The organism is Priestia sp. KCTC 13724 (assembly GCF_056820425.1).
This window is the reverse complement of record NZ_JBXDLD010000072.1, coordinates 195833-202545: the sequence shown is the minus strand read 5'-3', so window position 1 is coordinate 202545 and position 6713 is coordinate 195833. Positions and strand designations below refer to the sequence as shown.

Below are 6713 nucleotides of genomic sequence, written 5' to 3'. Positions count from 1 at the left end.
TCAGCGCATTATCGTTATCATGGAACATGTGACAAGAAAAGGTGAACCAAAGATTTTAAAAGAATGCACGCTCCCTTTAACAGGTCAAGGTGTTGTAAACCGCATTATTACAGATCGTGCTGTTATTGATGTAACTGATACCGGGCTAAAGCTAATTGAAGTAGCATCAGGATATACGGTCGATGATATTATTCAATCAACCGCTCCAGGTCTAGTAATAGACGAAAATGTAAAGCTGGATGCGTTCTAATTAATTGTTGTAGATATTTGCTTATGGTAAAATGTCTATCATAATTTAATTGCAGTGGGTGAACAATGATGGCAAAACACAAGCAAAAGAACAGTCAAAAGAAACAAGAAAATCAAATTAGTTTAAAAGATCAATTGAATAGCGATTTAGTAAAGCAGCTTCAAGCAAAGAAACATGCGCTCGTGAAGCGTGAAGAGCAGAGAATTGAGGAAGAGCAAAAAGAGAAAGAGCGCGCTCGAAAGGAAAAAGAAAAAAATAAATCATTTGAAGAACTATTTAATGAAAGTGATTTAAAATGGAATGAATTTAAATAAAAGCTCTTGCCGATAAGGCAAGAGCTTTTATTTAGCGGTGTGCTTCGTATTTATTTGCTTTAGTTAATGATTGAAGCTTTTCATAGTGTAGTTCACTTAAAGGGAGCTTTTCAACAGCTTGTACATTTTCTCGAAGCTGAGCTGGACTACTTGCTCCTGCTACTACTGATGCAACAACAGGATGATAAAGGCAGTAGTTTAACGCTGCGTGATTTAAGTCTGAATCAACGCCCTGTAGAGCAGGTATAAGCTGTTCCAAATCTTTTTTCGTATAAGTTAAATAACCTGCTTCGTTTGTAGCAAGCTTTTCTTGAGCGCGATTTGTTAGCAAACCTTTTGCGACGGGACCTCTTGCAACCACGCTGATGTTATATTCGTTTAAAAGAGGAAGCACGCTTTCTTCAGGTCGACGGTCTAATAGGCTATACTGCATCATTACGCTAACGATTGAAGATTTTTTTACGAATTCACGAATAACGTTTGGGCGTATAGACGAAATCCCATATTCACGAATGAGTCCTTCTTTTTTTAGCTCTTCGAACGCTTCGATTGTTTCGTCAATGTTGTCTTCAATTGTGCCTCCGTGCAGTTGATATAAATCAATATAATCGGTTTTTAATCGGTGTAAGCTTTCCTTTACGGCATCCTTTATGTATGCTTTCGATGGGTCCCAACGCCAACCGTCCTCAACGTCATTCCAGCGGTTTCCTACTTTTGTAGCCAAAATGATATCTTGTCTCTTTGGTTTTAGCGCTTGACCAACAATCTCTTCATTGAGACCGAAGTCATATAAATCAGCGGTGTCAAAATAATTGATACCAAGATCAACCGCTTCATCTATAATTCGCTGAGCACTTTTAACATCCGTTCCTAGCGACATACACCCCAAGCTAACTTCACTAACCAATAGATTGGAGGAACCTAGCTGCCTCTTTTTCATCCTATCCACTCCTTTGGAATACGTTTTATCTATTATATTGTAGCCTGGATAATTTTATAAACTCAACTAATTGACTCAAAGAGGCACAGAAAAAGCAGCGCTTTGCTAGCGCTGCTTAACTTTTTATTATCTTTTTAGGTTCGTTTGAAATAGTAGAAACCCATTCGTGAACATATTGAAAATGCGTACCATATTCTTTTAGCTTTTGGCGGATTTCCCATGCTTTTCCTACTAAAATCACTTGTTTACCCTCTACATAAACTTTCATTTCTTCTACCTCCTAAAAGTCGTATGATAGAATATATGTAAAGGGTTTAAATTTAGAACGAGGTGGATAAAATGGATCATTTAATTGAAAAGACACTTGCGAAAAAAGAGATTTTTAAAGGAAGAGTCATTGATTTACAAGTGGAAGAAGTACAGCTTCCAAATGGGAAAACGAGTACGAGAGAAGTTATTAAGCATCCTGGAGCAGTTGCTGTTATTGCATTAACGGCTGACCATAAGCTAGTAATGGTCAAACAATATCGCAAAGCAATGGATCGAGTCCTAGTCGAGATTCCAGCAGGTAAACTTGAAAAAGGTGAAGAGCCCATCGTCACAGCTAAACGTGAGCTAGAAGAAGAAACGGGTTATACATGTAAAGAACTGAAACATATTATTTCCTTCTATACGTCACCGGGATTTGCAGATGAGCTTGTACATCTCTATACAGCCGAGAAGCTAGAGGTTATGGAAACAAAAGCAAGCCTGGATGAGGATGAGTTTGTTGAAGTGATAGAAACAAGCATTGAAGAAGCGCTTCAAATGATTCAAACAAATGAAATTTACGATGCAAAAACAGCGTACGCAGTTCAATATTTACAGCTTAGAAGTGCGCTAGGTGAGTAACTACCATTCGTTTCTACTATAAAAAGTAGAATAATCTCTGTCATAGTTACGCTGAATCTATCATATACTCTATCGAGTGATTGATAGGGGGAAGACGATGAGAAAAATGTGGATTAAGCGTGCTTATACACAGCACTTGCGCGATAACAGTTCAATTTATCTATTTGTCACGGTGCTGTTTTTAATGGGGATTATCTTTGGAGCTATCGTGGTAAATAGCTTAACAGTCGATCAAAAAGACGATCTTTATTTTTACCTAAACCGTTTCTTTGGCCTTGTTAAAACTGGAGAAGTGGCCACGAGTACCGAAATGTTTCAGCAAAGCTTCTTTCATAACGTAAAATACCTCGGGCTTATTTGGATTTTGGGTATAGCTATCATTGGCTTACCAGTCGTGTTAATCTTACTTTTTATTAAAGGAATGGTGATCGGATTTACGGTTGGCTTTTTAGTAAATCGCATGGGACTTTCCGGCTTTGCGTTATCTTTTGTGTCGGTAATGCCACAAAACATTTTCTTAATACCTGCGTTTTTAATCTTAACAACAGCTTCCGTGGCGTTTTCGTTAAAGCTTATTCGTCAGCAGTTCTTTAAGGGAGCAAAGGAACAGGTTGCTGCTTCGTTCTTTCGTTACAGCGGTATTTTAGTAGGAGTATTTGTTTTAATTGCATGTGCATCCTTAATTGAAGGCTATGTTTCTCCTACATTAATGAAAACAATGATGAGCTTAGTGAATAAATAATAGTTATTCTTATTTTAAAAACATTCTTTTATTTACGTTATAATAATTTTATTTTGACACCCCTTCGACATTTGATATAATAAATGAGTGAATGGCGAGGGAGGGAATGTTATGGAAAATCGAGTTGAGCGAATAAAGCAACAGTTGCACTCAGCAAGCTACAAATTGACACCTCAACGTGAGGCGACTGTAAGAGTACTCCTTGAACACGAAGAGGATCATTTGAGTGCCGAAGATGTGTATCTCCTCGTCAAGGAAAAGTCTCCGGAAATTGGTTTAGCAACTGTTTATCGAACTTTAGAATTACTAACAGAATTAAAAATTGTTGATAAGATAAACTTTGGTGATGGCGTGTCTCGCTATGACCTTCGTCAAGAAGGAGCTGCACACTTTCATCACCACTTAGTTTGTATCGAATGTGGATCAGTGGACGAAATTCAAGAAGACTTGCTTGAAGATGTAGAAGAGATTGTTGAAAAGCAGTGGCGCTTTAAAATTAAAGATCATCGCTTGACGTTTCATGGCATTTGTCATCGTTGTCAAGGCGAAGATGAAAACAAAGACGAGTGAAATAAGCCTTTTCCTTTTGGGAGAAGGTTTTTGTTTTTTTATGAAAATGACTAAGCTCGGCGCTGTATTTACGAACGCGTAGCTTAGTCATACGGAGTTAATGGAATGGAAGATTGTGAAAAAGTGAAATCGTTAATGGTATTGCTAGTAGAGTACCCGCAGATAATAGCGTAATAAGCTTGTAGTTATTTATTTCTTTAGAGGATTTCATCGTTTCGCGAGATACTTTATACCATATTCCGGTTGATATTAAGGCAATCAGTAATAGCATAGTGGTAGTCAGCTTTTTTACCTCCTTCAGCAATATAAATGTATTTTAACATATTTATAAGTTATTAACATAAGTTAGAGTTGAATTAGGCAAGGTAAAGTAGGTATAAAACATGTCCAGATTGGCATATCTTTTAATAGTGTTGAAAATTGGAGGATATGTCTAATGAAATCATGGGTTGAGCTAGTATATAATAGCTGTAAGGTGTTTATTTTATTTACAGGCTGCACACTATTGTTTTATTTTGGTATGGTATGGGTGTCAGGAGAATATCAAGATTATAAACGTTATGATGAGCCGAGCGGCTCCGCAGTGAAAGTAATGCAAATGAACGTATATGAAGATCAAACGTGGATTGAAAGATTATTTATGTTTTATCAAAACGGGGAGTAGAGGCAATTGAAGGATCAAGTTCAAGATTTTATTCACTATTTAATAGTAGAAAGAGGTTTAGCTAAAAACACAATCGATTCGTATGAGCGGGATTTAAAGAAATATAGTCAGTATTTAGAACATGTTGAGCAGTTAAATCATCTAAATGCTGTGACAAGAGCACATATTGTGAGTTTTCTTAAGCATTTAACAGATCAGCAAAAATCATCCAAAACAATTGCTAGACATATCGCATCGATTCGTTCGTTTCACCAATTTTTACTTCGCGAGAAAGTGACTGAACAAGATCCATCCGTTCATATTGAAACACCGCAGCTTGAACGAAAACTACCGAAAGTATTAAATGCAGAGGAAGTAGAAGCACTTCTGTCAGTCTTTGATACGTCTACGCCATTTGGATTGCGAGATAAAGCGATGCTTGAGCTTCTCTACGCAACGGGAATGCGTGTGTCAGAGCTTGTGAATTTAAACATAGAAGATGCACATTTAACAATGGGCTTTGTTCGTTGCTTTGGAAAAGGTAGTAAGGAGCGAATTGTTCCACTTGGGCGAATGGCAACGGAAGCAATCGAAGCATACCTGGCACAAGCTCGTCCAATTTTAACGAAAAAGCAGCAAGGAGAACACGCTTTGTTTGTGAATCATCACGGGAAGCGACTAACAAGGCAGGGGTTCTGGAAGATTTTAAAAGGATTAGCGAAAGATGCGCGTATTGAAAAGGAATTAACGCCTCATACTTTGCGACATTCTTTTGCTACACACTTGCTTGAAAATGGGGCGGATCTACGAGCAGTTCAGGAAATGTTGGGGCATGCAGATATTTCGACGACTCAAATTTATACGCACGTAACAAAAACACGCTTGAAAGATGTCTATAATCAATTCCATCCGCGTGCTTAAAGGTAAAAGGTTAACGGCATTGTTTTATAGCAATGTCGTTCTTTAAATGAAAACACTTTCATTTTCTATGTACAAATAAGAAAAAACCTTTTATACTATGGAGGTCAGACTTCTGACCAATAAAGATTATGGTTAAACTTTTCCTTAAAGGGAATTTTATAATATATTGGAAACTATACGATTACAGTATTGTTTATTATAGCTTCATGAGTGAAGTGAATTTTACAACAAAGATGGAGGAATGAAGATGTTATCATCTACATACAAACGCGTATTTCTAGTTGTGATGGACTCTGTAGGAATTGGTGAATCACCAGACGCGGAAAAGTACAATGACTTGGGAGCAGATACACTAGGGCATATTGCAGAGCATTGTAACGGCTTGGATATGCCGAACATGAGCAAGCTTGGCCTAAGTAATATCCGTCCAATTAAAGGAATTGAAAAAGCAGAACAGCCGTTAGCAGTTTACACAAAGATGCAGGAAGCTTCAGCGGGTAAAGATACAATGACGGGTCATTGGGAGATTATGGGGCTTAATATCGATACACCATTTAACGTGTTTCCAGATGGATTTCCAGATGAGCTTATTAAAAAGCTAGAGGATAAGACAGGACGTAAAATTATTGGTAACAAGCCTGCGTCAGGAACAGAAATTTTAGATGAGCTTGGAGAAGAGCATGTGAAAACAGGTGCGTTAATTGTCTATACTTCAGCAGATTCAGTGCTACAGATTGCAGCTCATGAAGAAGTGGTGCCGCTTGAAGAACTATATGAAATCTGTGAGTATGCTCGCAAAATTACGCTAGACGACCCATATATGATTGGGCGTATTATTGCTCGTCCATTCCTTGGAGAGGCGGGGAACTTTACACGTACAGCAAATCGACATGATTATGCACTAAAGCCGTTTGGACGCACAGTCATGAACGAATTAAAAGATAGCAATTTTGATGTTATTGCTATTGGGAAAATCTCTGATATCTATGATGGTGAAGGTGTGACAAAATCACTTCGTACAAAGTCAAACATGGATGGAATGGATAAGCTAATCGACACATTAAAAATGGACTTTAATGGATTAAGTTTCTTAAACTTAGTTGATTTTGATGCGTTGTTTGGTCATCGTCGTGATCCAGAAGGATATGGAAAAGCTCTTGAAGAATTCGATGATCGTTTAGCAGAGGTATTCCCGTTATTAAACGATGATGATTTATTAATCATTACAGCAGACCACGGAAATGACCCAGTTCATCATGGTACAGATCATACGCGTGAATATGTTCCAATGTTAGCCTATAGCCCAAGTATGAAAATTGGTAAAGAGATTGACGTGCGCTCAACGTTTTCTGACATTGGAGCGACGGTAGCTGAGAACTTTGGTGTGAAGATGCCACAGTTTGGAAAAAGTTTTTTACGTGAACTAAATTAAGAGAGTGGGG

Annotated in this window: 10 protein-coding genes; 8 read left to right on the top strand and 2 right to left on the bottom strand. The window is 37.8% G+C overall.

The features are described 5' to 3' along the window. Both AC1UFB_RS11060 and AC1UFB_RS11055 read left to right on the top strand, forming a co-directional pair. The coding region (locus AC1UFB_RS11060) for a CoA-transferase (RefSeq protein ID WP_482589200.1) at nucleotides 1-250 on the top strand (250 nt) is incomplete at its 5' end. Nucleotides 251-318: 68 nt separating this feature from the next. Beyond that, on the top strand, nucleotides 319-564 hold the full coding sequence (locus tag AC1UFB_RS11055; RefSeq protein ID WP_328100969.1) for a YqkE family protein: 246 nt from the start codon (nucleotides 319-321) through the stop codon (nucleotides 562-564). Nucleotides 565-595: 31 nt separating this feature from the next. On the opposite strand, the gene AC1UFB_RS11050 is transcribed toward AC1UFB_RS11055, so the two are convergent. After that, a complete protein-coding gene (locus tag AC1UFB_RS11050; RefSeq protein WP_025908916.1) occupies nucleotides 596-1504 on the bottom strand; it encodes an aldo/keto reductase in 909 nt (302 codons plus the stop codon). 115 nt (nucleotides 1505-1619) lie between these two features. Next, nucleotides 1620-1772, bottom strand: coding sequence for a Z-ring formation inhibitor MciZ (mciZ, locus tag AC1UFB_RS11045; RefSeq protein WP_076512177.1), 153 nt, complete (start codon nucleotides 1770-1772; stop codon nucleotides 1620-1622). A gap of 71 nt (nucleotides 1773-1843) precedes the next feature. Between mciZ and AC1UFB_RS11040 the strand changes: the two genes are divergently transcribed. The 6 genes from AC1UFB_RS11040 to deoB all read left to right on the top strand — a co-directional run bounded on the left by AC1UFB_RS11040 (nucleotide 1844) and on the right by deoB (nucleotide 6703). Then, on the top strand, nucleotides 1844-2395 hold the full coding sequence (locus AC1UFB_RS11040) for an NUDIX domain-containing protein (protein WP_025909101.1): 552 nt from the start codon (nucleotides 1844-1846) through the stop codon (nucleotides 2393-2395). A gap of 97 nt (nucleotides 2396-2492) precedes the next feature. Further along, nucleotides 2493-3137 (top strand): stage II sporulation protein M, encoded by a 645-nt coding sequence (gene spoIIM, locus AC1UFB_RS11035; protein ID WP_025909100.1) that lies wholly within the window; start codon nucleotides 2493-2495, stop codon nucleotides 3135-3137. A 111-nt stretch (nucleotides 3138-3248) separates the two neighbouring features. Further along, a complete protein-coding gene (gene fur / locus AC1UFB_RS11030) occupies nucleotides 3249-3707 on the top strand; it encodes a ferric iron uptake transcriptional regulator (RefSeq protein ID WP_025909099.1) in 459 nt (152 codons plus the stop codon). A 436-nt stretch (nucleotides 3708-4143) separates the two neighbouring features. Continuing rightward, nucleotides 4144-4371, top strand: coding sequence for a YqzK family protein (locus tag AC1UFB_RS11025; RefSeq protein ID WP_025909098.1), 228 nt, complete (start codon nucleotides 4144-4146; stop codon nucleotides 4369-4371). 6 nt (nucleotides 4372-4377) lie between these two features. After that, nucleotides 4378-5271: a site-specific tyrosine recombinase XerD gene (gene xerD / locus AC1UFB_RS11020; RefSeq protein ID WP_025909097.1), complete on the top strand. Its 894-nt coding sequence runs from the start codon at nucleotides 4378-4380 to the stop codon at nucleotides 5269-5271. A gap of 247 nt (nucleotides 5272-5518) precedes the next feature. Continuing rightward, on the top strand, nucleotides 5519-6703 hold the full coding sequence (deoB, locus tag AC1UFB_RS11015) for a phosphopentomutase (protein ID WP_100346859.1): 1185 nt from the start codon (nucleotides 5519-5521) through the stop codon (nucleotides 6701-6703). Nucleotides 6704-6713 lie beyond the last annotated feature (10 nt).